The sequence below is a fragment of the Lentzea kentuckyensis genome, from assembly GCF_002150765.1.
GTDB classification, from domain to species: domain Bacteria; phylum Actinomycetota; class Actinomycetes; order Mycobacteriales; family Pseudonocardiaceae; genus Lentzea; species Lentzea kentuckyensis.
In genome coordinates this window covers 37,643-62,355 of sequence record NZ_MUYM01000099.1, presented here as the reverse complement: position 1 = coordinate 62,355, position 24,713 = coordinate 37,643, and the positions used below count along the sequence as shown (strand labels likewise).

Sequence of the window (24,713 nt, the reverse complement as noted above, 5' to 3'; positions counted from 1 at the left end):
AATGAGTCTTTGGACTTCGTCCGCAAAAGACTCGTTGCAAAGGCGTGGCAAGCAGGCAACCAGGCAGCTGATATATCGGATATCGGGTGAACTCAGGACTCGTAGGGCTCGACCGGCTCGGCCACGGAGGCTGACGACTCCACTGTGAAGCTCGGCACCCACGAGTTCTTCTCGGACGCCGACTTCGGCACGACCTTGCCGGTCAGCTCCACCCACTGCTCGTCGGGCAGCGAAGGCACGTCCCCGGTCAGCTTCACCTTCAGCGGCCGCGCGTCCGCCGCGCAGCACGAGATGGCCAGCCGCGCGACGTAGGTAGAGCCCTCCGCACGCGTGAGGAACCCGGTCAGCTTCACGCGGCGGTTGTCCAGCGTGCCGGACTCGTCCCACGCCGTGCGCGTGACGAACTCGGTCATGGACAGCGGGATGACCTCACCGGACGGCAGGTCGCCCAGCAGGTTGCGGGACCGCTGCGTCTGGTTCGTGTCGGCGGCCGAGCTGACCACGTCACCGCCCAGCGCGGGCGGCGAGATCAGGAACACCGCCATCACCGGCAGGAGCATCAACCAGGTCGAGCGCGACGAGTGCGAGTGCTCGTGGCCGTCCTCGTCGACGGCCTTGCCGCGGCGGACGTCGCGGACGATCGCGAACACCGCCAGCCCGATCATGATCGTGCCGGCGGCGATCAGCAGGGGCAGCAGGCCCTTCTGCACGTAGCGCAGGTACAGGCCCGAGAAGCTGATCTTCAGCAGCGCTCCGCCGAGCAGGACCAGCAGGATGTTCTGGGTTTCCCGCCTCACAGCAGCACCACTCCCGTCACGACAGCGCACAAGATCGCCACCACGAAGGTAGCGGGCGCGAAGCGGAAGGCGAAGGACTTGCCGAAAGCACCTGCCTGCAGCGCGATCAGCTTCACGTCGACGGCCGGGCCGACGACGAGGAACACCAGCCGCGGCAGCAGCGGCAGGGCGGAGAAGGCGACGGCCACGAAAGCGTCCGCCTCCGAGCACAGCGCCAGGATCACCGCGAGGAAGGCCATCACCAGCACGCCCAGCACGATCTGGCCGCCCAGGGTCTGCATCCAGGCGACCGGTACGAAGGTCTTGAACGTCGCCGCGAACAGCCCGCCGAGCACCAGGAACCCGCCGGCGTCCACGAGGTCGTGGCGCGCGCTCTCGGCGAAGACCGCCCACTTGTTCTGGCCGGAGTGATCACCAAGACGCGCCAGCGCCCGTTCGGCGATCCACTCCATCTTGCCGAACCGCACCCACAGCCAGCCCATGACCATCGCGGTCAGCAGGGACCCGACGAACCGCGCGACGACCATCATCGGGGTGTCGTTGAACGCCACCGCCGTCGCCACCAGCACGATCGGGTTCACCGCGGGCGCCGCCAGCAGGAACGTCAGGGCGACGGCCGGCGCGACGCCCTGTTGCATCAACCGCCGGGCAACGGGCACCGACGCGCATTCACAGCCTGGCAGGGCCACGCCCGCGACACCGGCCACGGGCACGGCCAAGGCGGTGCGCGAAGGCAGCAACCGACGTAAGGCCGAAGCCGGCACGAACGCCGCGATGGCGCCGGAGATCAGCACGCCCAGGACCAGGAACGGCATGGCCTGCACGCAGATCGCCACGAACACGGTCGACGCGGTGCGCAGCTTCGGCACGTCCAGCAGGTCGACAAGCCGTGACTGGAAGAGCAGTGCGAGAACGAGGATCCCGCACAGCACCTCCAACGACGTGATCTTCAGCCGAGGCGGTCCCGAGCGCCGCTTCGACGAGCGGATCTCGCCGGTGATCGTCATTCCGCGTCCGTGTCCAGGTCGAGCAAACGACGGTAGGTGCGGGCCATGCCCTCGCGGATCTCCTCCGGCGACGGCGGCTCGTCGAACTCGGCCTCTTCCTCCTCGAGGTCCTCGTCGTCGTCGAAGTCGACGGGCGTGCCGTTGACCGTCTCCTCGGCCTCTTCCTCCTCGAGGGCGGCTTCGCGCAGCTCCTCGATCGTGGCGGAGACGTCCTCGGCGGACAGCGCGGGCAGCATCGGCTTCACGATGGCGAGCACGCCACCCTCGGCGTCGTCCAACGCCACGGCCTCGGCCAGCGCGACGGCGTGGTCACGCTCGTACGGGCCGCAGATGAACGAGTCCCAGTCGTCGCCGCCCGACGGCTCGAACGTGACGGTCCAGGGGAACTCGTTGACGTCCGAGTCCTCTTCCGGCTCGTAAATGATCACGCCACCCATCGAAGGGTCCTTTCTCAAGAAAAGCGGGAGAGGAGCTCGCCGCGCACCTGCGACGCGGTCGACACAACCAGCATGAGGAGCGTGCTCAACGGTTCCGGCTTGAGGCCGTCCGCCGGGAACGCGTACCTCAGCATCACGTCCGTGCCCCGTTCCGACGCGATCACACCGAGCGTTCCGAACAGGCCCTGACCAGCACGTTCGGCCACCCACACGGCCACGTCGCCGACCAGGTCCCACGCGACCACGACCGTCAGCGAGAGCACCGTCAGGCCTTCTGCCAGTTCCATGCCCTGCACGGCGCACGGCACGTCGCCGTGGCGGAAGCTCAACGCGCCGTCGTCGTCCACGGAGACGTCGTGGAACAGCTCCAGCGCCTTGCGCGCGGCCTCGAGAGCCTCACCGCTCGCGTTCACGACACCTCCGAATCGGGCTTGTCGATCGCACCACCGAAGCGGCGGTCGCGCTCGGCGAACTTCTCGACGGCGCGCCAGAGGTCGCGGCGGTCGAAGTCGGGCCACAGGATGTCCTGGAACACCAGCTCGGCGTACGCGGACTGCCACAGCATGAAGTTCGACGTGCGCTGCTCCCCGGACGGCCGGATGAACAGGTCCACGTCCGGCATCTCGGGCTGGTAGAGGTAGCGCGCGATGGTCTTCTCGTCGACCTTGTCCGGGTTGAGCTGCCCGGCGGCGGCCAGCCGCGCGATCTCACGGGCGGCGTCACCGATCTCGGCGCGCCCGCCGTAGTTGATGCACATCGCGAGGTTGAGCCGGTCGTTGTCGCGGGTGCGCTCCTCCGCGACCTCCAGCTCCTTGATGACGCTGCGCCACAGCTTCGGCCGGCGCCCCGCCCAGCGCACCCGGACGCCCAGCTCGTCGAGCTCGTCGGTGCGGTGGTGGATCACGTCGCGGGAGAAGCCCATCAGGAACCGGACCTCTTCGGGGCTGCGGCGCCAGTTCTCGGTGGAGAAGGCGTACAGCGACAGCCACTTCACGCCCATCTCGATCGCGCCCTTGGCGACCTCGACGACGACCTGCTCGCCCCGCTTGTGCCCCTCGACCCTGGACAGTCCGCGCTGGTTGGCCCAACGGCCGTTGCCGTCCATCACGATCGCGATGTGCTTCGGCACGAACTCGACGGGAATCTGCGGGGGCACCGCGCCGGACGGGTGCGGCTCCGGCGGGCGCGGGACGCGCTTCTCACGCTCGGAGCGGCGGCGACGCAGCATGGGGCTCGGCATCCTTTCGGCAGCGATATCGGGTGGCCGCCAGATTAGCCGTCCTCCGGCTTGGCCTTTCGCTCGACCAACGGCAACGAGCGGAGCTGCCGTTCCAGGTGCCACTGCAGGTGTGCCGCGACCAGGCCACTCGCGTCGCGGCGAGCGACGTGCGGGATCTCGTCGACCACGCCCCACTGGCCGTGCAGCAGCGCCGAGAGCAGCGCCAGCGTGTCCTGCGACGGCGACGCCGAGCCGGGCGGGCGGCAGTTCGGGCAGCACGTGCCGCCGGCCTGGACGCTGAACGCACGGTGCGGGCCAGGGGTGCCGCACTTGGCGCACTCGTTCACGGCGGGCGCCCAACCGGCAAACGCCATGGCACGCATGAGGAACGCGTCCAGCAGCAGCGACGGATCACGTTCGCCGGCCGACAACGCGCGCAGCGCACCCGTCACGAGCAGATAGAGCCGCACGACCGGTTCGCCCTCTTCTGCGGTGAGGCGGTCAGCGGTCTCCAAGATGGCGCACGCGGCCGTGTAGCGCTGGTAGTCGGTGACGATGCCGACGCCGAACGCGTCCAGCGTCTGCACCTGGGTGATGATGTCGAGCGACCGGCCGGGGTGGAACTGCACGTCGACGTGGCAGAACGGCTCCAGCCGTGCACCGAACTTCGACGACGTGCGGCGCACGCCCTTCGCCACGGCCCGGAGCTTGCCGTGCCGCTGGGACAGGAACGTGATGATCCGGTCCGCTTCACCGAGCTTCTGCACCCGAAGCACGATCCCGGTGTCGCGGTACAGATTGGCCATCAGAACCCCAGGCGGCGCAACTGTTTCGGATCGCGCTGCCAGTCCTTGGCGATCTTGATGTGCAGGTCCAGGTAGACGCGGCTGCCCAGCAGCGCCTCGATCTGCTTGCGCGCGGCCATGCCGACCTGCTTGAGACGCTCGCCCCGGTGGCCCAGGATGATCGCCTTCTGCGACGGCCGTTCGACGAACACGAACGCGTGGATGTCGATCAGATCGTTACGGCCCTCGCGCGGTTGCATCTCCTCCACCACCACGGCGATGGAGTGCGGCAGTTCGTCACGCACGCCCTCCAGCGCGGCCTCGCGGATCAGCTCGGCGACGAGGGTCTGCTCCGGCTCGTCGGTCAGGTCGCCGTCCGGGAACAGCTGCGGGCCCTCCGGCAGCTTCTGCAGCAGCAGGTCGCTCAGCTTGTCGACCTGGAAGCCGTCGACCGCGGACACCGGGATGATCTCGGCGAACTCCATCACCTTCTGCAGCGCGAGCAGCTGTTCCATCACCTGCTGCGGCTGGACCAGGTCGGTCTTGGTAACGATGCCGACCACGGGCGTGCGCTTGGCGACCTTCTCCAGCTCGGCGGCGATGAACTTGTCGCCGGGGCCGACCTTCTGGTCCGCGGGCACGCAGAAGCCGACGACGTCGACCTCCGACCACGTCTCGCGCACCAGGTCGTTGAGCCGTTGGCCGAGCAGCGTGCGCGGCCGGTGCAGACCGGGCGTGTCGACCAGCACGAGCTGGCCGTCCTCGCGGTGCACGATGCCGCGGATCGTGTGCCGGGTGGTCTGCGGCTTGCTGGACGTGATGGCGACCTTCGTGCCCACCAGCGCGTTCGTCAGCGTCGACTTCCCTGCGTTCGGGCGTCCGACGAAGCACGCGAACCCGGAGCGGTAACCATCCATCCGTCCATTGTCCCTGGTACCGGCAACAGGGTTGTCGCCGGTCCCGGGATCTGCTATTCCGTCACGCGACGACAGGCTCAGTACCAGGCCTTCTGGTGCACTGCCTGATCGTTCCCGGTGACGAATGCGTCGATACGGTTCGGACCCCACGACACGGTGCCGACGCCGGACGACAGCACACCGCCGTGCCACTCCCACTCGTGCCAGACGTTGTCGAACGCCTTGTGGTAGAGCGCGTTGTCCGTGCCACGCGCGAAGACGTCGAGCCTGCCGGGCGCCCACGACGCGACGCCAGGTGCCTGGGCAATGCGGCCGCCCAGCGACTCCCACGAGCCCCACACGCCGTTGTCGGCCCACGTGTGATGCAGCGAGTCGTCGTCGCCCTTGGCGAAAACGTCGATCCGGCCGGCGTGCCACGACACCGCGGCGGGCGTCGAGGTCAGATTGCCGCCCAGCGACGTCCAGTCGGACCAGGTGCCGTTCTCCAGGCTCTTCACGTAGAGCTTGTTGTCATCGGCGCCCGCGCGTCCGACGGTGAAGAGGTCGAGCTTGCCCTGCCCGCGTGAGGAGACGGCGGCGCCGTACCGGTACGTGCCGGTGTCGATCGTCTCCCACGGGCGCCACACGCCGTCGTAGACGAGGCGCTGCACACCGCCGTGCGCGTTGCCGGCCACGACGTCGATGCGGCCCGGTCCCCACGCCACCGCCGACGGCGAGGTGGTGAGGTAACCGCCGAGCGACTCCCAGTCGAGCCACCGGCCGTTCTCGTACACCCGGTGCTTCAGCTCGTAGTCGGTGCCCACCGCGAACACGTCGAGCCGGCCGGGACCCCACGTGGTGACGGTGGGCGTGCCGTACATCTTCCCGCCGTGCCAGGTCCAGTCGCTCCACGTGGCGTGCGCCGCCGGTGCGGAAAAGAAAAGCGTGCCCGCGGCGATCGCGAGCACGCTGAACAACGCAGACAACCGTCTCATCAGCACTTCCCCCAGGTCAGTGCGGGATCGAGCCCGCTGGGGGCTAGCGAACCACGTCGGCGACGGTCCCAGCCGAAGTTGCACGGAACACCGGCGCAGTTGCCGTGAGGTCGCGCACCGCGGACACCGAGCCATCGTCGAGCGCGTCCGCGTCGGTCACCACGACCGCCGCCTCGAGGCCCTCGGCACCGCCCGACACCGCGGCGGCGATGGCGGCCTGCAGCGCGGTGAGCTTCAGCGACGGCAACGCGACCGTGGACGCGTTGTACGTGCGGCCGTCGAGGTCCCGCACCGCCGCTCCCTCCGCGGCACCGTTGCGCGCGCGGACGGACCGCGCGAGCGTCACGAGCTTGGCATCCTCAGGGTCGAGGTCAGTCATCTTCTTCGTTCTCCTTGTTCACCGGACGCACGAGCACAGTGGTGACCCGGATGCGGCCGCGTTCGTCCTTGCCACCCTCGGCCCGCATGCGCAGGCCCGCGATCTCGGCCTCGGTGCCGGGCAGCGGCACGCGCCCGAGCCGTTGCGCGAGCAGACCGCCGACGGTCTCGACCTCGTGGTCGTCGAGCTCGGTGCCGAACAACGCGTCGAGGTCGTCGACCGGCAGCCGCGCGCTCACCCGCACCGCGCCGTCCTCGAGGTGCTCGATCGGCGGGCGGTCGTCGGTGTCGGACTCGTCGGTGATCTCGCCGACGATCTCCTCGAGGATGTCCTCGATCGTCAGCAGACCCGCCGTGCCGCCGTACTCGTCGACCACGATCGCCATGTGCTTGCGGGACACCTGCATCTCGCGCAGCAGGTCCGCGATCGGCTTCGAGTCGGGGATGAAGCTCGTCGGCCGCATCAGCTCGGAGACGCTCTTCGGATCCTCGTCCTCGGCGAGCGTGGCCCGCATGAGGTCCTTGAGGTTCACCACGCCGAGCACGTCGTCGACGCTCTCGCCGATCACCGGGACACGGGTGTAGCCGGTGCGCAACGACAGCGCGAGCGCCTGCCGCAACGACTTGGCCTGCTCGATCCACACGATCTCGGTGCGCGGCACCATGATCTCGCGCGCGATGGTGTCACCCAACTCGAACACCGAGTGGATCATCTCGCGCTCGCCCTCGTCGACGACGCCGCGTTCCTGCGCCATGTCGACGAGCTCGCGCAGCTCCACTTCGGACGAGAACGGACCCTCGCGGAAGCCCTTGCCGGGCGTGATCGCGTTACCGATGAGGATCAGCAGCTTGCTCAACGGCCCGAGCACGCGACCGAGCTGCCGGACCGTGCCCGCCGCGATCAGGCTCACGCCGTACGGGTGCTGACGGCCGAGTGTGCGCGGCCCGACGCCGACGAGCACGTACGACACGACGAGCATGCTCAGGCACGAGTACAGAACGGCGAGCCAGTCCTGTTCCACGTACTGCAGGTACACGCCCGTGACGAGCACCGTCGCGAACAGCTCGCAGAACAGGCGCAGCAGCAGCAACAGGTTGACGTGCCGCGGCCGGTCGTTGAGGACCTGCAGCAGCTGCCCAGTGCCCCAGCGGCCCTGTCGTTGCAGCGCCTCCACCCGTGCTCGTGACACGGTGCCAAGCGCGGCGTCCACACACGCGAAGACACCGGCGGCAAGCACGAGCAGAACGGCCAGCACGATCACACTGGCAGGGTTCTCGCTCATCGCGTCAGGCTTCTTCGTTCTTCTCGTCCAGGCCGACGGCGCCGAGCACCTTGTCGTCCGTGCTGCGCTGGTGCGCCGCCCGTTCGGCCTCGTCGCGAGCGTTGCGGAAGTCCGCGAGGATGCGGTTCTGCAGCGTGAACATCTCACGCTCCTCAGCGGGCTCCGCGTGGTCGTACCCGAGCAGGTGCAACACGCCGTGCACGGTCAGCAGGTGCAGCTCGTCCAGCAGGCCGTGGCCCGCCTTCTTGGCCTGGTCCTTGGCGAACGCGGGGCACAGCACGATGTCCCCGAGCAGCGCCGGGCCGAGGCCCGCCGCGTCGGGCCGGCGCGCGGAGTCCAGCTCGTCCATGGGGAAGGCCATGACGTCCGTCGGACCCGGCAGGTCCATCCAGCGCTCGTGCAGGTCGGCCATCACGTCCAGCTCGACGAGCAGGACGGACAGCTCGGCCAGCGGGCTCACGCCCATGCGGTCCAGCGCGAAGCGGGCGGCGGAGACGATGGAACCCTCGTCGACTCCGACACCCGACTCGTTGGCGATCTCGATGCTCACGGCGCCTATCGTCCCCGGCGCTGGTTCCCCCGGCGTGCACCGGGTCCGTGGTGTGGCACGTTCTGGTCCAGGACGTCCTGCTGGACCTGCCACTTCTCGTACGCGTCGACGATGTCGCCGACCAGGCGGTGGCGCACCACGTCCTGGCTGGTCAGCACGGAGAAGTGCACGTCCTCGACACCTTCGAGGATGTCCTTGACGACCCTCAGACCGCTGCGCTGGCCGCCGGGGAGGTCGACCTGGGTGATGTCACCGGTCACGACGACCTTGGAACCGAAGCCCAGCCGGGTGAGGAACATCTTCATCTGCTCGGGCGTCGTGTTCTGCGCCTCGTCGAGGATGATGAACGCGTCATTGAGCGTGTTGTGCGTCAGCAGGTAGTCCTCGGTGACGTACAGGGAGTCCTGCGCCGCCACCTGAATGCACACCGTCTCCGTCCGGCCTGCGGGCTCGATGCTGTCGATGAACCGCATCGGGCGCCCGCCACCGCCTGCGGCGTGGTACTTCTCCCGCTTGCGCCCGAGCCGGAACGGCTCGACGCCCTCGGGCAGCCTGATGTCGAGCACGTAGGCGTCGTGGCGGCCATCCTGGTAAGCCACGCCGCCGAGCGAACGAACGAGGGCGACCACGTCGTCCCGCAACTGTTCGGACGTTGTCATGTACGCGATGCGGCAGGTTCTGCCGACCTGGGCGACCGGTCCGCCGGCGGAGTCGAGCAGGCCCTGGAGCACTGCCAGACGCACGTCCGCGCTGTTGTGCAGATAGAACTCTGGAACGAACGCCACCTGCGGACGCGTCTCGTGCAGCCCCAGCTCGCACAGGACCGCGGTAGCCGACCTCTCCAGCGTGACCACGTCGCCAGACGCCCTGACGCGCAGGATCTGCGCCGCGCGCACCACCTCGGCAGAGGACGACGGCGTCGTGGAGCCCGTGAGGCACCCGTCGCCGATCAGCAGGCCGAGCGCGTAAGCGTCCATCGGCACTTCGCGGGCCGGGAGGCACACCGGCGCGCTGAGCATCGGCAGCTCGTAGCGCCCGCGGAGGTTGCCGATCATCTCCTTGGTCTCGAGCACGCGCCACGGCTTGTTCCGGCGCCGGTCAGACGCGGTCCGAACGGTCCAGAGATGCTCGCCACACGCCAGCGTCGAGGAGCCGTCCTGGGCGGTGACGCGGTAGATGTCCTTCTCGCCCTGCGGGTACACGCCGAGCACCGGTGTCGGCTCGCCGTTGGAGCCGATGACGAGATCGCCCACCTGCAGCGACCCGATCGGCCGGTAGCCCTCCGGGGTGAGGACCGGAGTGAAGATCGGCTGAGCGCGGCCACGCATGTAAGCCAGCGGGGCGACCTCGATCGTGCCCGCCTGGGTGAGGCGTGGGATCGACTCCGGGTCGACCATGTCGTGCAGCGCGTCGTAGAGCGGGCGCAGGTACGGGTCGATCTTCTCGTAGAGCGTGCCCGGCAGGTAGCCGAGGCGCTCGCCGGCCTCGACGGCCGGGCGGGTGAGGATGATCCGGTTGACCTGCTTGGCCTGCAGCGCCTGCACGGCCTTGGCCATGGCGAGGTACGTCTTGCCGGTGCCGGCGGGGCCGATGCCGAACACGATGGTGTTCTTGTCGATCGCGTCGACGTAGTGCTTCTGGTTCAGCGTCTTCGGCCGGATCGTGCGGCCGCGGCGGCTGATGATGTCCAAGCTCAGGACCTCGGCGGGCGAGGAGTCGGCGTTCGCGCTCAGCATCGCCACGGTGCGGCGGACCGTGTTCTGGTCGACTGCCTGGCCGCGGCTCGCGAGGGTGACGAGCTCGGAGAAGACGCGCTCGGCGAAGGCCACGTCGGCGGGGTCGCCGGACAAGGTGATCTCGTTCCCGCGCACGTGGACGTCGGCGTCGAGCAGTTCCTCCGCGAGCCGGAGGTTCTCGTCACGCGACCCCAGCAGGCTGAGCACCGCGCCGTCTGGCACGGCGAACCGGGACTGACCTTCCTTGGTGCTCTGCTGTGTTTCTTCGGCCACGTGGCCCCGGCCTGCTTCCTGTCGCTCGGATCTGATGCGTCGATGCTAGTCCGGGCGAAAATGAGTGGCTACCGCTTTGCTCACGGTGTGTGCTCACCGACCGTGGAGATCCGCAGGCTTGGTGTCGACGACATACCCGAGTGCATGAAGCTCATCACGGACCGAGGTTGGGCGTGGACCCCGCAGCAGTGGGAGCTGATGCTCGAACTGGGTCCGGGTTGGGGCGCGTTCGACTACTCAGGATTGCTGGGCACGACGCTGACGACGCCATATCCCGAGATGCAGGCGATCAGCGGCGTGCTGGTCGGCTCGTGGGCCGAACGACGTGGCGTAGCCACCGCACTGATGTCCAATATATTGGATATCAGTGCGTCGGTGCTGTACGCGACGCCGATGGGCGAGCCGCTCTACGCCAGGCTCGGCTTTCACCCGGTCGGGACGACGACCGACTTCCACGGCGTGTTGCCCGGTGCCGCGCCCGGCGTGTCGAGGGAGGCCACTCCGGCCGACGCCGAGTCGCTGGCGGCGCTCGACCACGAGGTCAGCGGGTACACCCGGCCCGCGCTGTGGGAACGGATGCTCGACCCGGCCTCGCCGCACACCGTCCGCACGTCCGGCGCGGGTTTGATCGCCACCCGGCCGAATCCCGCGGGGCTGACCATCGGCCCGGTGATCGCGCCCTCCGCCGCGGAGGCGTGCGAGCTGATCGCGGACGTGGCGGCCGGCGCCGGCCAGGTCCGGGTGGACACCGACAGCGTCGACGTGGGCGCTTTCCTGCTGGAACGCGGTTTCGAGAAGCGCACCGGCGGCTGCACGTTGATGGTGCGCGGAGCCGAGCACGTGCCGGGCGACCGGTCGCGCTACTTCGCGCCCGCGTCACTCGCGCTCGGCTGATCTCCGGTCAGAGCTTCCCACCGCCCAGCAGGTGCAGGTGAGCGTGAAAGACCTCCTGCCCGCTGTCCGGCCCGGTGTTGAACACCAGCCGGTATCCGCTCTCCGACACACCTTCGGCTTCGGCGACCTCGCGCGCGGCGGCGAAGAGGTCGCCGAGCTGATCGCCGTTCAGGTCGACGGCGTTCGGCACGTGCTCGCGCGGAATGAGCAGCACGTGCACCGGCGCCTTCGGCTGGATGTCGCGGAAGGCGAGAATCGTCTTGGTCTCGTGCACGATCGTCGCGGGAACCTCACCGTCGACGATGCGGCAGAACAAACAGGACATGCCCTCCAGCTAAGCGAAGATGGCGTCCAGCTGCTCGTCGACGGCCGCGATCATGTCGTCGGCGGTGAGCTCGTCGGGCCCGAGCCCGTGGTGGATGTTGAGCCCGTCGATCAGCACGATCAGCCGCCGCGCCGACTTCAGGGGCACCACACCGTCCCGCAGCTGCCCGGCCTCCTGCGCGGCAGTGAGAATGCCCGCGATCTCGCCGTACAGGTGACGCGTGCCGTAGCGCTCCAACTCGTGCAACGACGGTTCGACCATCGCGCGCGGCAAGAACGACAACAACACGGCAGCCTCAACGCGCCGTTCGTCGTCCAGGGTGAGCAACTCGTGCGCGACGGCCCGCAACAGCTCGCGGTTGCCGACCGAGGTGTCGATCTTCTGCAGCCGCGCGATGAACCGCCGGTACGCGAGCTCCATCGCGAACCCGAGCAGGGCGTCCTGCGTCGGGAAGTAGTGGCGCAACGACCCGCTCGACCACCCGGACTCGGCCGCGACGGCACGCACGGAGGCGCGGTCGATGCCGTCCCGCTGCACGATGCGCCACACCGCCTCGGCGAGCTCACGGCGACGTTTCTCGTGGTCGACAACCTTCGGCACCGACCCTTTTTAGCAGTCGCGGGCAAGCCGAACGACAGCCGCGCGGCACCTCTCCCACGACTCCGTGCCCGGCGTGATCATGTCCATGTGCCCTGCCCCCGGCACCACGACGAGTTCGGCCTGCGGCTCCACCTCGCAGAACCCGATGCTCTGCGCGACCGGCACGTCCTCGTCCTGATCGCCGTGCACGCAGATCACCGGTTTGCCGATGGGCACGAGCGCGGCCGGCGAGGCCTCCGCGAACTGCCCTTCGGCACACAACTCCAACGCCCGCGGCGTGATGTGCCGGCTGAAGTCCAGCACCGCGGCCTGGGCGACAGCTCCGACCACTCGCGCGCTGTGTTTGGCCGCCCACACAGCGAGGTGGCCCCCAGCACTGTGTCCAAGCGTCACAAGGGGCCCAACATCGACGGCGTCGATGGCAGCAAGAACGTCCGCACCGGTCTGCGGCCATCCCCCACCGCCGCCAACACGCCGATATTCGATGTTCCAGACAACAAATCCGTCCGCGACAAGAGCGTCCGCGAGGGGCCGGCCAAGTTCCAGCCCGTAGCGCTGGTGCCAAAAACCACCGTGAATGACGACAACAGCACCCTGAGTCGCCCCCACAGGCAAATGTAGCTCACCAAACTGACTGGGGTGATCACCGTAAGCAATCCGCTGCACACGCAGAACTTACGTGACCGTCAGGAATTCCCAGGGAAGCAACACCGACACGAGAAGAAGACACGAGCAGGCACAGGAACACCACGGGAAGACACGAGGTGTGCCGAAGGTTTTGTCAGGGCCTGCCGACGCCGAAGGCGAGGCGGCCCACGGGGGTCCGGGGGCTTGCCCCCGGCGTGGGGCTTGGGGGCTCGGCCCCCAAAAGACACGCTTTTGGTGCCGGCAGCGAAGGCGCGCCAGCGCCGAGCAGCCTGCACCAAAACCAAAAGGGGCGCCTCGCGGTCCGAAGCCTGGGGGTCGCTTCGCCGCGAGGCGCCGACGCCGGACCGAGGGGGGAGGTGTCCGGCGAGTCCTTTGGTGTGAAAGGTCTAATGGTCTACTCCGTTTACGGATAGACCAATCAGCCCCTCCGCAAACTAGGGTAACCCCATCGGCCTGCGATTCGCTACAACTTCCGTCAAGCCAATCCATCCGATGTTCACCTTCGGAGTGATTGGGGTCACCAGCGCTCGGTGAGTACCCCGAGCGCACCAAGAGCAACCGCCGCAGCGGTAGATGCACGCAGAACGGTTGGGCCCAATCGGACAATCCGCGCACCCGAAGATCGCAAGACGTCCAGTTCCTCTGGCGTGATCCCGCCCTCCGGACCGACGACGAGCAGCACGTCGCCGGACGCGGGCAACGGAACGTCGGCCAGCCGTTCGGTCGCGCTCTCGTGCAACACGAGCGTCAGGGCCGAGGACGACACGCGCTGGGAAAGCTGGGTCGTGCTCACGGGTTCGTCGACGAACGGCACCCGTGAACGGCGGGCCTGCTTGGCCGCCTCGCGGACCGTGGATCGCCAGCGCCCCAACGCTTTCGCGCCGCGCGGGCCGTCCTCCCACTTCGCCACGCACCGGGACGCGCGCCACGGCACCACACCGTCCACGCCGGCCTCGGTGGCCAGTTCGACGGCGAGTTCGCCGCGGTCGCCCTTCACCAACGCCTGGGCGAGCACGACGCGCGGCGTCGGTTCGGGCTCCACGGAACGCTCAACCACACGCAGTGACAACGCATCGCGCTCCACCGCGACCACCGAGCACCGCACGAGCGCGCCGGAACCGTCGGACAGCACGAGCTCCTCGCCCGCGCGCAGCCGGCGAACCGTGGCGGCGTGCCGGCCCTCGGGGCCGTCCAGCACGAACTCCTCGCCCGGCGGAAGCGCCGGGACGAGGAAGACCGGCAGCGTCACCGGTGGCCGCGCGAGGCACGCAGGCGGGAGAACAGACCGCCGCCGCCCTTGCCGTTGTGCGACAACGAGGGCTCGCTCTCACCACGCAACTCGGCGAGGTCGCGCAGCAGCGACGACTGCGCGGCGTCGAGCTTGGTGGGCACGACGACCTCGAGGTGCACGTGCAGGTCGCCACGGCCGTCGACGCGGCCGGTGGAACGCAGCTTCGGCATGCCGCGGCCCGTCAGCACGAGCTGCGTGTTCGGCTGCGTGCCGGGGTCGATCTCCAGCTCTTCCTCGCCGTCCAGCGTCTTCAACGGCAACGTGGCGCCCAGCGCCGCCGTCGTCATCGGGATCTGCACCACACAGTGCAGGTCGGCGCCGTCGCGTTCGAAGATCTCGTGCGGGTGTTCCTCGACCTCGACGTAGAGGTCGCCGGCCGGGCCACCGCCGGGGCCGACCTCGCCCTGGCCCGCGAGGCGCACGCGCATGCCCTCGGCGACGCCGGCGGGGATGTTCACGGAGATCGTGCGACGCGACCGCGTGCGGCCGTCACCGGCGCACTGCTGGCACGGGTCGGGGATGACCTCGCCGAAGCCGCGGCACACCGGGCACGGGCGGGACGTCACGACCTGGCCCAGGAACGAGCGCTGCACCGACTGGACCTCGCCGCGGCCGTTGCAGGTGTCGCACTGGACCGGCTTGGAGTTGTTCTGGGTTCCGGCGCCGTGACAGCGGTCGCACAGGATCGCGGTGTCGACGGTCAGCTCGCGGGTCGCGCCGGCCGCGCACTCCTCCAGCGTCATGTCGAGCCGGATCAACGCGTCGGAGCCCGGCTGCACGCGGCTGCGCGGACCACGACCGCCGCCGGTCGAGGCGCCGAAGAAGGCGTCCATGATGTCGCCGAGGCCGAAGCCCGCGAACGGGTCACCGCCAGGACGGCCACCGCCGCCCGAGTCGAGCGGGTCGCCACCCAGGTCGACGACGCGCCGCTTCTCGGGGTTCGACAACACCTCGTAGGCGGCCGTCACCTCCTTGAAGCGGGCCTCCTCGTTGGGATTGACGTCCGGGTGCAGCTGCCTGGCGAGCTTGCGATAGGCGCGCTTGATCTCATCCTGTGTCGCGTTCTGCGAGACACCGAGGATGCCGTAGTAATCCCTGGCCACCTTGTTCGCTTTCGTGTTCATCTCAAGTGCAAGAAGTTTCTGGTCAACGACCGGTCAGGATCTCACCGACATAGTTGGCAACCGCGCGGACGGCCGCCATTGTTCCGGGGTAGTCCATGCGCGTCGGTCCCACGACGCCCAGGCCCCCGAGCGGATTGTCACGGCTGCCGTAGCCGATGGACACCACGGAAGTGCTGCGCATCTCAGCCGCCTCGTTCTCCTCGCCGATGCGCACCAGCACGCGACCGGGGTCGCGGGAGGCGGCGAGCAGCTTGAGCACGATCACCTGTTCCTCGAGCGCTTCCAGCACCTGCCGCAGCGATCCGGGGAAGTCCGTGATGTTGCGGGTGAGGTTCGCGGTGCCACCGAGCACCAGGCGTTCCTCCGGGTGCTCGACCAGCGTCTCGATGAGCACGGTAGCGACTCTCAGCATCGGGTCGCGCAGGTTCGACGGAACCTCTTCCGGCAGTTCGGCGACCTTGGCCGAGGCGTCGGCCAGGCGCTGGCCCGCCATCGCGGTGTTCAACACCCCGCGCAGCTGGGCCGTGTGCTCCTCGCTGATGACGTCACCCAGCTCGACGATCCGCTGGTCGACGCGGCCGGTGTCGGTGATCAGCACCAGCATCAGCCGCGACGGTGTGATCGGCAGCACTTCGAGGTGCCGCACGGCGGCGCGGGACAGGGTCGGCACCTGGATCACCGCGACCTGTCGGGTGAGCTGCGCGAGCAACCGGACGCTGCGGCGCATCACGTCGTCGAGGTCGAGCGCCCCGTCGAGGAAGCTCCGGATCGCCCGCTTCTCGGCCTGCGAGAGCGGCTTGATCTCGCTCAGCTTGTCGACGAACAGCCGGTAGCCCTTGTCCGTCGGCACGCGCCCGGCACTGGTGTGCGGCTGGGCGATGTAGCCCTCGTCCTCCAGCGCGGCCATGTCGTTGCGCACGGTCGCGCTCGACACACCCAGGTTGTGCCGCTCGACCAGGGCTTTCGACCCGACGGGCTCCTGGTTGGACACGTAGTCGGCGACGATGGCGCGCAGCACCTCGAACCGACGCTCATCGGCGTTCACGCTGTTCACCTCCGTGTCCCGTACTCCCGAGTTTACCCAGCCGGTTTCCGGCCCGGTGCCCGCTGTGTTTTTCACGAGCAGGCAGCCCAAGACGGCGCTCGTCGATGTGCGCCGGGGCGCCAGCCCGGGCGATGTAAACACCGCAGAACTCTCCTTTTCCCTTGACCGACGGCTCAACCGGACCGTTGGGTTGAGGCGCCGCCGCCCCGGTCGAGTGAGGGGTGCGCATGCGCAAGCTCTGGTGTCTGCTCCTGGCGGTGATGCTGCTCTCGCCCTCTGGCGTCGCGGCGGCGCACGACTCGATCCGCGGCTGGACCGTCCTCTCGGACAGCGACGCCGGCGCCGACGAGGTGATCGCGTCCGCGCGGAAGTACCGGGTCAACCACCTGCAGCTGTCCCACGAGGTGGTGCACGACCTGCGGGAGGTCCGCGACCCGCGCAGACAGGCGCAGGTGAATCGGCTCACCTCGCTGGCCCACGCGTCGGGCATCAGGGAGGTCGCGGCCTGGGACCACGCCCTCTACGACCTGACCTACTACCCCGCCGAGTTCCGCACCGGCCCCGGCGGCACGATCGATCTCGACAACCCGGCGTTCTGGGACTGGTTCCGCGGCGACTACCGCGCGATGCTCGACCTGGTGCCGCAGGTGGACTCGATCATCCTGACGTTCGTCGAGACCGGCGCCCGTGTCGAGAACCAGCACTCCACGCGCCTGAAGACCGCCGAGGAGAAGCTCGCGCACCTCGTCGACCAGATCGCGTCGGTGATCGACGACCGCGGCATGCTGCTGTACCTGCGCACGTTCGGCTACTACCCCGCCGAGAGCTGATCGAGTACGACACCACCGGCAAGTACAACGGCCAGGGCAAGATCGCGAACGCCCTCGTCGCCGAGCACGCCGACCGGCTCCGGCACTACCGCAAGCTCCCCAACGTGATCGGCTACGTCGCCCGCACCGACCGCTACGACGAGTCGCGCATCGTGGGCACGCCCACCGAGATCAACCTGTTCGCGTTGAAGCGGGCGAGCGAAGGCGCCTCGAACGCCCAGATCTACCTGGAGTTCGCCGCCCGCAAGTACGGCCTTCTCGCCGCACCTCACATCGCCCGCGCGCTCGCCCGGTCACCAGAGATCATCACGTCGACGCTCTACACGCTGGGCAGCAACAGCGCGAACCACTCACGGCTGGACTACGACCCGTACTGCTCCAGCTATCACCGCAGCGTGTCCGGCAAGTGGATCGACCCGCCCGAGACGTTCGTGCGGCACGGTGTGAACAGGAAGTTCCACTACTGGATCGACGTCGCGAACCACCTGTCGCCGCCGCACTGCAAGACCGACGGCATCCTGCGGCGCGAGGCCGGCTACGTGCTCGACCGCGGCTGGGTCACGCCGGGCAACCTGATGACCCGGGAGCACCTCTCCTACATCGGCATCGAGAAGGACCACGGCGTCCAGCTCGCCGAGGCGTCGTTGCGCGACGTCGAGCACGTCCGGAAGTTGCTGCGCCCCAACGACTTCGCGCAGCTGAAGTCCTACTTCGAACGGACCGTGCTGACCGCCAGGCTGCACCGGGCGGTCGCCAGGGCGTACTTCGGTTACCGGATCTACGTGCAGCAGCCGTCGGCCGAACTCGCGCGCACGATCTGGGCCGGGCTCGACGAGGCACAAACCGTTGCGGCACAGGTGAAGGCGTATCCGGCACCACCGACCGGGGAGTGGAACTGGGTGGTGGACGCCGCGCAGGCCGAGCTGTACTTCAAGCGGATCTCGGAGGGCTGGGACCGCTACTCCAACATCAAGGTCCCTCGACCCTGGCGTTTCTGTCGGTGGTGGTCGCTAGGGTCCAAACGTGGACAACGTGGTGTGGCTGCGGCCGCCCGATGAGGAGCCGCCCGGGAAGGCGTGCCTGGTGCACAGCGACGACGAGTGGTGGGAGGGCACCGTCGTCTGGGAGCAGGCCCGCCGGGAGGACGGGTTGTGGTGGGGCAGCGTGACGTACCGCAAGGGCGGGCAGGAGATCACCGAGGTGCGCAGCCAGCACGACCTGCGCGCCCGCTGATCACGGCAACAGGCGCCTGACCACGGCGTCGGCCAGCAGGCGGCCGCGGTCGGTCAGCACGCAGCGGTCGTCGAGCGGTTCGAGCAGACCGTCGGCGATCGCCTGTTTCGCTTCCTCACGCCCGGCGTCGTCCAGCACGTCGAGAGGCAGGCCCGAGGCGAGGCGCAGTTCCAGCAGCACCCGCTCGACCCGCTGGTCCTCGGCGGACAACACCTCTCGGCCCGCCGCGGGCGAAAGGCCCTCGGCCAGCAGCGACGAGTAGCGCGCCGGGTGCTTCACGTTCCAGAACCGCACCCCGCCGACGTGGCTGTGCGCTCCCGGTCCGAAGCCCCACCAGTCGGCGCCCTGCCAGTACAGGACGTTGTGCCGGCACTGCGCCTCGACGGAGGTCGCCCAGTTCGACACCTCGTACCAGGAGAAACCGGCGCCGGACAGCACGGAGTCGACCATCTCGTAGGACGACGCGAGCACGTCGTCGTCCGGCATCGGCAGGTCACCACGACGGATCCGGCGCGCCAGGCCCGTGCCGTCCTCCACGATCAACGCGTAGGCGGACACGTGGTCGACGCCTGCCTCCAGCACGGCGTCCAGCGAGGCGGCGAGATCCGAGGGCCGCTCCCCCGGCGTTCCGTAGATCAGGTCCAGGTTCACGTGCTCGAAGCCCGCCGCACGGGCCTCGCGCGCGGCGTCCAGCGCCCGGCCCGGCGTGTGCTTGCGATCCAGCACGGCCAGCACATGGCGTGCAGCCGACTGCATACCGAGTGACACACGCGTGTATCCCGCATCCCGTATACCGGCGAAGAAGGACGGTGACGTCGACTCAGGATTGGATTCAGTCGTCACTTCGGCGTCCGGTGTCAGGCCGAACGACTGATATATCGCATCCAATACATCAGTCAGGCCCGACGCGCCCAGCAGCGACGGGGTGCCGCCGCCCACGAAGACGGTCGAGGCGGGCACCGGAGAGCCGAGCACCGAGGCGGCCAGGTCCAGTTCGCGGCGCAGGCCCTCCAGCCACGACTCGGGCGAGGCGGAGGTGCCCAGTTCGCCGGGCGTGTAGGTGTTGAAGTCGCAGTAGCCGCAGCGGGTCGCGCAGAACGGCACGTGCACGTAGATGCCGAACGGGCGGGAGCCGACGCCGGCGAGGGCGGAAGAGGGAAGCGAACCGTCGGCGGGCGCGGGCTCACCTTCGGGCAAAGCGGAGGGCATGACGTTCAGTGTCCACCACGAGCCCCGGATGGCGGTGTCCAGCCAGGCGTTGTGTCTGTCGGTGACAGACACATTACGGAGTGAAACCAGCCTAGGATGTCAACTTCCCCTCGTCAATCCCAGCATTCGGTTGGCGGTGGACCATGCACTGGACGCCAGGCACACTGAGGTCATGCATTCGACTGGAGTCCGCCTCGTGGCCCGCCGCCACGTCGACTTCCGTCGTGTCTCCAGCGCGATGTGCCGTCGTTCGGCATAACCGCGCGCTGATTTGTTCCCGTCGGCGCTTGGTGCGCTGACGAGGCCCCCACCACAAGCACCTCTGGGCTCGCATGCGCATGAAGCGCCTCGAAATCCCGGAGGATGGCGATGGTCCCGCCGCAGACGTCACCGCGAGCCAAGCAGCGTCGCGGCGAGGGACAGTGGGCACTCGGCTACCGAGAGCCGCTGAACCCCAACGAGCGGAGCAAGAAGGACGACAACCCGCTCAACGTCCGCGCCCGCATCGAGAACATCTACGCCCACGGCGGTTTCGACTCGATCGACCCGGCCGACCTGCGTGGACGGTTCCGGTGGTACGGCCTGTACACGCAGCGCAAGCCCGGCATCGACGGCGGCCGCACGGCCACGCTGGAGCCGGAAGAGCTGGACGACGAGTTCTTCATGATGCGCGTCCGCAGTGACGGCGGTGCGCTGACCACCCAGCAGCTCAAGGTGCTCGGCGAGATCTCGCAGACCTACGCGCGCGACACCGCCGACATCACCGACCGGCAGAACATCCAGTACCACTGGATCCAGGTCGAGGACGTTCCCACCATCTGGCAGAAACTCGAAGCGGTCGGGCTGACCACGATGGAGGCCTGCGGCGACAGCCCGCGCGTCATCCTCGGCTCGCCGGTCGCTGGCATCTCCGAGGACGAGATCATCGACGGCCAGCCGGCGATCGACACGATCCTCGAGCGCTACATCGGCGACCCGCGCTTCTCGAACCTGCCGCGCAAGTTCAAGACCGCCATCTCCGGGCTCCAGGACGTCGCGCACGAGATCCACGACATCGCGTTCGTCGGCGTGAACCACCCCGAGCACGGGCCCGGCTTCGACCTCTGGGTCGGCGGTGGCCTGTCCACGAACCCCATGCTGGGCAAGCGTCTGGGCGCGTGGGTGCCGCTGGACGAGGTGCCGGACGTGTGGGAAGCCGTCATCAGCGTCTTCCGCGACTACGGCTACCGCCGGCTGCGCCACCGCGCGCGCATCAAGTTCCTCGTCGCCGACTGGGGCCCGGAGAAGTTCCGCCAGGTCGTGGAGGACGAGTACCTCAAGCGCAAGATGATCGACGGCCCGGCGCCCGAGGTCCTCGACCAGCAGCTCGACCACATCGGCGTGCACAAGCAGAAGGACGGCCTGTTCTACGTCGGCGCCGCCCCGGTCGCGGGCCGCGTGTCCGGCTCGATCCTGGTCGAGGTCGCGAAGGTCGCCGAACGCGCCGGTTCCACCCGCGTGCGGTTCACGCCGCAGCAGAAGATCATCGTGCTGGACGTGCCCGAGACCGAGGTCCCCACGCTCAAGAGCGACCTCGCCAAGCTGGGCCTGCAGGTCGACCCGTCGCCGTGGCGCCGGGGCATCATGGCCTGCACCGGCATCGAGTTCTGCAAGCTCGCGATCGTCGAGACCAAGGCACGCGCCCTCGACCTCGTGACGCAGCTCGAAGCCAACCTGAAGGACATCGTCGACGGCGTCACCGCGCCGATCACCGTGCACATCAACGGCTGCCCCAACTCCTGCGCCCGAATCCAGACCGCGGACATCGGCCTGAAGGGCCAGATCGTCACGGACGAGCAGGGCAACCAGGTCGAGGGCTTCCAGGTGCACCTCGGTGGTGGCCTCGGCCTCGACGCCGGGTTCGGCCGCAAGCTGCGTGGCCACAAGGTCACCGCGGACGAACTTCCCGCCTACGTCGAGCGCGTGGTGCGGAACTTCGTGGCCCAGCGCGAAACCGACGAGCGGTTCGCGCAGTGGGTCGGCCGCGCGGAAGAAGGCTCGCTGCGATGAGCGAACGCGCGACGCCGTTCTACTGCCCCTACTGCGGTGACGAGGACCTCCGCCCGCAGGAGGAGCCCAGCTACGCGTGGCTGTGCACCGGGTGCCGCCGCGTCTTCAAGGTCTCGTTCGTCGGGCTCAACCTGCCGCAGGAGGTGAAGAAGTGAGCGATCTCAAGGAAGACCTCAAGATCGTCGCGGAAGCCGCGGAGCTGGAGCTCAAGGACGCCACCGCGGAAGAAGCGCTGGAGTGGGTCGCGCGGACGTTCGGCGACAACTACATCGTCGCGTCGAACATGCAGGACGCGGTGCTGATCGACCTCGCCGCCAAGGTGAAGCCGAACTTCGACGTGCTGTTCCTGCAGACCGGCTACCACTTCCCGGAGACCATCGGCGTGCGCGATGCGGTCGGGGTCGTGTACCCGGACGTCCGCATCGTGAACGCCGAGGCCGAGCAGTCGGTGGAGGACCAGGAACGCGAGTTCGGCCTGCTGTACCAGTCGGATCCGGCCAAGTGCTGCAACCTGCGCAAGGTCGTTCCGTTGCGGCGCGAGCTCGCGAAGTACGACGCGTGGGTCACCGGTGTGCGCCGCGTCGACGCGCCCACCCGCGCGAACACGCCGATCGTGCAGTGGGACGACCGCAACGGCCTGGTGAAGATCAACCCGATCGCGCCGTGGAGCGATGACGAGTTCAACGCCTACATCCGCGAGAAGGGGATTCTGGAGAACTTGCTGGTGCAGGAGGGATATCCCTCCATCGGCTGCCTGCCGTGCACGTCGAAGCCGTTGCCGGGGCAGGACGCCCGCAGCGGCCGGTGGGCCGGCCAGTCGAAGACGGAATGTGGGTTGCACGGATGACGGTCACATCACAAGCAGGGGCACTGGACACCCTGGGACGCCTCGAATCGGAGGCGATCCACATCTTCCGCGAGGTCGCGGGCGAGTTCGACCGGCCGGTGATCCTCTTCTCCGGCGGCAAGGACTCGACGCTGCTGCTGCACCTCGCGATCAAGGCGTTCTACCCGGCGCCGGTGCCGTTCCCGCTGCTGCACGTCGACACCGGGCACAACTTCGACGAGGTCATCGAGTTCCGCGACCGCGTTGTCGCGCAACACGGTCTGCGTCTCGAGGTCGCGAAGGTCCAGGACTGGATCGACGACGGCCGTCTCGAAGAGCGCCCGGACGGCACCCGCAACCCGCTGCAGACCGTGCCGCTGCTGGACTCCATCACGCAACACAAGTTCGACGCGGTCTTCGGCGGTGGCCGCCGGGACGAGGAACGCGCCCGCGCCAAGGAGCGGATCTTCAGCCTGCGCACGGCGTTCGGCCAGTGGGACCCGAAGCGCCAGCGGCCCGAGCTGTGGAACCTCTACAACGGCCGGCACCGCGCTGGTGAGCACGTCCGCGTGTTCCCGCTGTCCAACTGGACCGAGCTCGACGTGTGGAACTACATCGAGCGCGAGGGCATCGAGCTGCCGGACATCTACTACTCGCACGAGCGCGAGGTGTTCCTGCGCGACGGCATGTGGCTCGCCGAGGGCCCGTGGGGCACGGCGCGCGACGGCGAAACGTTGCAGCGCAAGGTGGTTCGTTACCGCACGGTCGGCGACGGCTCCTGCACGGGCGCCGTCGAGTCCGACGCCGCCGACATCCACGCGGTGATCGCCGAGGTCGCCGCGTCCCGACTGACCGAGCGCGGCGCCACGCGGGCCGACGACCGGTTGTCCGAGGCCGCCATGGAAGACCGCAAGCGGGAGGGGTACTTCTAAATGAGCGACCTGTTGAGGCTGGCCACGGCGGGCAGCGTGGACGACGGAAAGTCCACGCTCGTCGGCAGGCTGCTCTACGACACCAAGTCCGTGCTCGCGGACACGCTCGACGCCGTGCACCGCGCGAGCGCCGACCGCGGTCTCGCGACGCCGGACCTGTCGCTGCTGGTCGACGGCCTGCGGTCGGAACGCGAGCAGGGCATCACGATCGACGTGGCGTACCGCTACTTCGCGACGCCCAAGCGGTCGTTCGTGCTCGCGGACACCCCCGGCCACGTGCAGTACACCCGCAACACCGTCACCGGCGCCTCCACCGCGCAGCTCGCGGTCCTGCTCGTCGACGCGCGCAAGGGCGTCATCGAACAGACCCGGCGCCACGCGGCGGTTCTCGCGCTGCTGGGTGTGCCCCGGCTCGTCCTGGCGGTCAACAAGATCGACCTCGTGGACTACGACGAGGTGACGTTCTCCCGCATCGCCAAGGAGTTCACCGCGCACGCGACGGCGCTCGGCTACACCGAGGACGCGGTCGTCGAGATCCCGGTGTCGGCACTGGCCGGTGACAACGTCGTGGAGAAGTCCGCGAACACGCCGTGGTACGAGGGCCCGACCCTGTTGGAGCACCTCGAAAACGTGCCGGTCGAGCCCGACCCGCACGACGCGCCGTTCCGGTTCCCGGTGCAGTACGTGATCCGCCCGCGCACCGCCGAGCACCTCGACTACCGCGGGTACGCCGGTCTGGTCGCGGCGGGCACGGTCAAGCCGGGCGACGAGATCGTCGTGCTGCCGTCCGGCCGTCGCTCGACCGTGACGAAGATCGACACCGCTGACGGCGAACTGACGGAGGCGGCGGCCGGGCAGTCCGTGACGTTGCTGCTGGCCGACGACATCGACATCTCGCGCGGTGACCTGATCTCGGTGGTGGGCAACGAGCCCAACGTCACCGACGAGCTGGACGCCACGCTCTGCTGGCTCGCGGAGAAGCCTCTTCGCGCCGGCGCCCGCGTCCTGGTCAAGCACGGCACGCGCACCGTGCAGGCGATGGTCACGGACCTGCGCGACCGCTTCGACGAGCAGACGCTGTCCAGTGTGGACAGCCCCAGTTCGCTGGAGCTCAACGAGATCGGCCGAGTGGCTCTGCGGCTGGCGGAGCCCGTTCCGCTGGACGACTACAGCTTCAGCCGGCGCACCGGGTCCTTCCTGGTGATCGACGCCTCCGACGGCAGCACGCTCGCCGCCGGACTGGTGGGCGCCCCGCTGCCGGAGTTGGACGCGGAGACCTGTACCGAGGGCGGCGACATCGCTGCCCAGGACGACCGCGCCCTCGTCTCCCCCGGTCCCTGAAAGGCCTCAT

27 protein-coding genes and 2 pseudogenes are annotated in these 24,713 nt (G+C 68.7%); 9 read left to right on the top strand and 20 right to left on the bottom strand.

What is annotated here, in order from left to right; genetic code table 11:
• Nucleotides 1-92: 92 nt before the first annotated feature.
• The 13 genes and pseudogenes from B0F77_RS37270 to B0F77_RS50175 all read right to left on the bottom strand — a co-directional run.
• Complete coding sequence (locus B0F77_RS37270) at nt 93-797, bottom strand: TIGR03943 family putative permease subunit (RefSeq protein ID WP_086667745.1); 705 nt, start codon at nt 795-797, stop codon at nt 93-95.
• Nucleotides 794-1,804, bottom strand: a complete 1,011-nt coding sequence (locus B0F77_RS37265; protein ID WP_086667744.1) for a permease — start codon at nt 1,802-1,804, stop codon at nt 794-796. Before B0F77_RS37265 ends, B0F77_RS37270 begins: the two co-directional genes overlap by 4 nt.
• On the bottom strand, nt 1,801-2,241 hold the full coding sequence (locus B0F77_RS49335) for a hypothetical protein (RefSeq protein WP_211294223.1): 441 nt from the start codon (nt 2,239-2,241) through the stop codon (nt 1,801-1,803). The genes B0F77_RS37265 and B0F77_RS49335 overlap by 4 nt, the downstream gene beginning before the upstream one ends.
• A 14-nt stretch (nt 2,242-2,255) precedes the next feature.
• The gene (locus B0F77_RS37255; protein WP_086667743.1) at nt 2,256-2,654 is read right to left on the bottom strand and encodes a YbjN domain-containing protein; all 399 of its coding nucleotides are present in this window, start codon (nt 2,652-2,654) and stop codon (nt 2,256-2,258) included.
• Nucleotides 2,651-3,469, bottom strand: coding sequence for an isoprenyl transferase (locus B0F77_RS37250; RefSeq protein ID WP_086667742.1), 819 nt, complete (start codon nt 3,467-3,469; stop codon nt 2,651-2,653). Before B0F77_RS37250 ends, B0F77_RS37255 begins: the two co-directional genes overlap by 4 nt.
• Before the next feature lie 44 nt (nt 3,470-3,513).
• Nucleotides 3,514-4,266 (bottom strand): DNA repair protein RecO, encoded by a 753-nt coding sequence (recO, locus tag B0F77_RS37245; protein ID WP_086667741.1) that lies wholly within the window; start codon nt 4,264-4,266, stop codon nt 3,514-3,516.
• Entirely contained in the window at nt 4,266-5,162 is an 897-nt protein-coding gene (gene era / locus B0F77_RS37240; RefSeq protein WP_086667740.1) for a GTPase Era, read from the bottom strand. The genes recO and era overlap by 1 nt, the downstream gene beginning before the upstream one ends.
• Nucleotides 5,163-5,239: 77 nt before the next feature.
• Complete coding sequence (locus tag B0F77_RS37235; RefSeq protein ID WP_143467112.1) at nt 5,240-6,136, bottom strand: PLL family lectin; 897 nt, start codon at nt 6,134-6,136, stop codon at nt 5,240-5,242.
• Nucleotides 6,137-6,179: 43 nt separating this feature from the next.
• On the bottom strand, nt 6,180-6,515 hold the full coding sequence (locus B0F77_RS37230) for a cytidine deaminase (RefSeq protein ID WP_086667738.1): 336 nt from the start codon (nt 6,513-6,515) through the stop codon (nt 6,180-6,182).
• On the bottom strand, nt 6,508-7,797 hold the full coding sequence (locus B0F77_RS37225) for a hemolysin family protein (RefSeq protein WP_086667737.1): 1,290 nt from the start codon (nt 7,795-7,797) through the stop codon (nt 6,508-6,510). The genes B0F77_RS37230 and B0F77_RS37225 overlap by 8 nt, the downstream gene beginning before the upstream one ends.
• Before the next feature lie 4 nt (nt 7,798-7,801).
• The gene (gene ybeY, locus B0F77_RS37220) at nt 7,802-8,347 is read right to left on the bottom strand and encodes an rRNA maturation RNase YbeY (RefSeq protein WP_086667736.1); all 546 of its coding nucleotides are present in this window, start codon (nt 8,345-8,347) and stop codon (nt 7,802-7,804) included.
• Nucleotides 8,348-8,352: 5 nt separating this feature from the next.
• A pseudogene (locus B0F77_RS50180) lies at nt 8,353-8,709 on the bottom strand (PhoH family protein); the annotation flags it as partial.
• A 954-nt stretch (nt 8,710-9,663) separates the two neighbouring features.
• Nucleotides 9,664-10,356 (bottom strand): annotated as a pseudogene (locus tag B0F77_RS50175) (PhoH family protein); the annotation flags it as partial.
• Nucleotides 10,357-10,500: 144 nt separating this feature from the next.
• Here B0F77_RS50175 and B0F77_RS37210 point away from each other — a divergent pair.
• A complete protein-coding gene (locus tag B0F77_RS37210) occupies nt 10,501-11,250 on the top strand; it encodes a GNAT family N-acetyltransferase (protein WP_086667734.1) in 750 nt (249 codons plus the stop codon).
• Between the two features lie 7 nt (nt 11,251-11,257).
• Here B0F77_RS37210 and B0F77_RS37205 read toward each other — a convergent pair whose 3' ends face one another.
• From B0F77_RS37205 to hrcA, 6 genes are all read right to left on the bottom strand, one after another.
• Complete coding sequence (locus tag B0F77_RS37205; protein WP_086667733.1) at nt 11,258-11,575, bottom strand: histidine triad nucleotide-binding protein; 318 nt, start codon at nt 11,573-11,575, stop codon at nt 11,258-11,260.
• A gap of 9 nt (nt 11,576-11,584) precedes the next feature.
• On the bottom strand, nt 11,585-12,175 hold the full coding sequence (locus tag B0F77_RS37200; protein ID WP_086667732.1) for a TetR/AcrR family transcriptional regulator: 591 nt from the start codon (nt 12,173-12,175) through the stop codon (nt 11,585-11,587).
• A gap of 9 nt (nt 12,176-12,184) precedes the next feature.
• Nucleotides 12,185-12,784, bottom strand: a complete 600-nt coding sequence (locus B0F77_RS50765) for an alpha/beta hydrolase (protein WP_342746880.1) — start codon at nt 12,782-12,784, stop codon at nt 12,185-12,187.
• A gap of 556 nt (nt 12,785-13,340) precedes the next feature.
• On the bottom strand, nt 13,341-14,072 hold the full coding sequence (locus tag B0F77_RS37190; protein ID WP_086667730.1) for a 16S rRNA (uracil(1498)-N(3))-methyltransferase: 732 nt from the start codon (nt 14,070-14,072) through the stop codon (nt 13,341-13,343).
• Nucleotides 14,069-15,217, bottom strand: coding sequence for a molecular chaperone DnaJ (gene dnaJ / locus B0F77_RS37185; protein WP_086667753.1), 1,149 nt, complete (start codon nt 15,215-15,217; stop codon nt 14,069-14,071). Before dnaJ ends, B0F77_RS37190 begins: the two co-directional genes overlap by 4 nt.
• 43 nt (nt 15,218-15,260) lie before the next feature.
• Nucleotides 15,261-16,283, bottom strand: coding sequence for a heat-inducible transcriptional repressor HrcA (gene hrcA / locus B0F77_RS37180; RefSeq protein WP_086667752.1), 1,023 nt, complete (start codon nt 16,281-16,283; stop codon nt 15,261-15,263).
• Between the two features lie 227 nt (nt 16,284-16,510).
• Between hrcA and B0F77_RS49330 the strand changes: the two genes are divergently transcribed.
• From B0F77_RS49330 to B0F77_RS37170, 3 genes are all read left to right on the top strand, one after another.
• Entirely contained in the window at nt 16,511-17,113 is a 603-nt protein-coding gene (locus B0F77_RS49330) for a hypothetical protein (RefSeq protein WP_211294221.1), read from the top strand.
• 104 nt (nt 17,114-17,217) lie between these two features.
• Nucleotides 17,218-18,171, top strand: a complete 954-nt coding sequence (locus tag B0F77_RS49325) for a hypothetical protein (RefSeq protein WP_211294220.1) — start codon at nt 17,218-17,220, stop codon at nt 18,169-18,171.
• A complete protein-coding gene (locus B0F77_RS37170) occupies nt 18,137-18,346 on the top strand; it encodes a hypothetical protein (protein WP_143467110.1) in 210 nt (69 codons plus the stop codon). The genes B0F77_RS49325 and B0F77_RS37170 overlap by 35 nt, the downstream gene beginning before the upstream one ends.
• Here B0F77_RS37170 and hemW read toward each other — a convergent pair whose 3' ends face one another.
• Complete coding sequence (hemW, locus tag B0F77_RS37165; RefSeq protein ID WP_086667751.1) at nt 18,347-19,555, bottom strand: radical SAM family heme chaperone HemW; 1,209 nt, start codon at nt 19,553-19,555, stop codon at nt 18,347-18,349.
• Between the two features lie 369 nt (nt 19,556-19,924).
• Between hemW and B0F77_RS37160 the strand changes: the two genes are divergently transcribed.
• From B0F77_RS37160 to B0F77_RS37140, 5 genes are read left to right on the top strand one after another with little or no spacing between them, the layout of a single operon-like run.
• On the top strand, nt 19,925-21,604 hold the full coding sequence (locus tag B0F77_RS37160) for a nitrite/sulfite reductase (protein WP_281252593.1): 1,680 nt from the start codon (nt 19,925-19,927) through the stop codon (nt 21,602-21,604).
• Entirely contained in the window at nt 21,601-21,759 is a 159-nt protein-coding gene (locus B0F77_RS37155; protein WP_030472080.1) for a hypothetical protein, read from the top strand. The genes B0F77_RS37160 and B0F77_RS37155 overlap by 4 nt, the downstream gene beginning before the upstream one ends.
• Nucleotides 21,756-22,451, top strand: coding sequence for a phosphoadenylyl-sulfate reductase (locus B0F77_RS37150; RefSeq protein WP_086667727.1), 696 nt, complete (start codon nt 21,756-21,758; stop codon nt 22,449-22,451). Before B0F77_RS37155 ends, B0F77_RS37150 begins: the two co-directional genes overlap by 4 nt.
• A complete protein-coding gene (gene cysD, locus B0F77_RS37145; RefSeq protein WP_425435774.1) occupies nt 22,364-23,362 on the top strand; it encodes a sulfate adenylyltransferase subunit CysD in 999 nt (332 codons plus the stop codon). Before B0F77_RS37150 ends, cysD begins: the two co-directional genes overlap by 88 nt.
• Nucleotides 23,363-24,703: a sulfate adenylyltransferase subunit 1 gene (locus tag B0F77_RS37140; RefSeq protein WP_086667725.1), complete on the top strand. Its 1,341-nt coding sequence runs from the start codon at nt 23,363-23,365 to the stop codon at nt 24,701-24,703. It begins immediately after the preceding gene.
• The last annotated feature ends 10 nt before the right edge of the window (nt 24,704-24,713 follow it).